The following is a 1066-nucleotide window of genomic DNA, read 5'->3' on the forward strand; positions in this document are numbered from 1 at the left end:
GAGCTGGACATGCCTCAGCGTTTGCAGGTTCTGGAAACAATAGGCACGAACACCAGGGGTAATCCTGTCACACCTCTTGAGGTGGCACTGGACCTGCAGCGTTCTTTCTATGAAAACTCAGAGCGCAACCGGTTTATCAAGCAGTTGATAGAAGCTACAACCGATAAGACACGGACTTTGAATGACCCTGACATGCTGTCTGCACTAAGACCGATCATTCCACCTGACCGACCACTGCCCAAAGCTGGCGACAACAACCTGAAGATTTTGTATAAGATTGTTAAGGATATAATCAACAGGCTCAATCAATCTGATCATCAGCCACCTATAGGAGAATTTGAAAAATGCTGCTTTACTGAATACTTCGTTCAATTGTTCCTGCTCTATTCAAACCCACTTGAATCCATTCGTAAGCTGTTAGAGAAAATATCAGATTCAGTCATAAGTCGTGATATTATGATTCATGCATCATCGTTTACATTCTCTGTCTCTTTTCGTGATACCTTTATACAATTTGAACAGCACCCATCGTTCCATGAATTAGAACGCCTCTCAAATCAGCTGATGAGGCAGTCGCGTACTTCCCACTCAGTACGAGAGCATTCACTACAATTGCCTTTAGTAAAGCCTGTCATCGGTCACAGTGATAATAGTTCCAACGATACAACTGCCAGCAATAGATATAGATTCACCGATTCCATCCAGCCAGTTAATAGTTACCGCAGTCCTTCTGTCTCTATCGCCAATGACTTCCCCTCTCATAGATACTTACAGCAGGGAGCAAGGCCAAAACAGACTGTCCTTGCAAATCAGCAAAATGTCTCTTCCCAAAAGCGATTAAAGGCAAGACCCTCTTACGGTGATCATCAAGCCAATAAGGCAAATAACCGATCCGATTTGGAAGTGTCGGGGATAAATCAAAACTTCTTAAGTAAACATTCGACCGATGGTTCCCTTCTCATTGAGCTTAAAAGACGCGCTCAGGAAAAAGAAGAGAAAAAAAGACAGCAAATTGAAGCGTTAACTGAAGAAGTTCAAGGGTTAAGAATAGAAAATCGGGAGTTAA

The 1066-nt window shown here is 42.8% G+C and carries 1 protein-coding gene; it reads left to right on the forward strand.

Features of this window, described 5'->3' with window-relative positions:
• Positions 1-9: 9 nt before the first annotated feature.
• A partial coding sequence (locus KDK16_RS03480; protein ID WP_257274700.1) for a hypothetical protein occupies positions 10-1066 on the forward strand: 1057 nt, incomplete at its 3' end.

It is taken from the genome of Endozoicomonas sp. SESOKO4 (assembly GCF_024606275.1).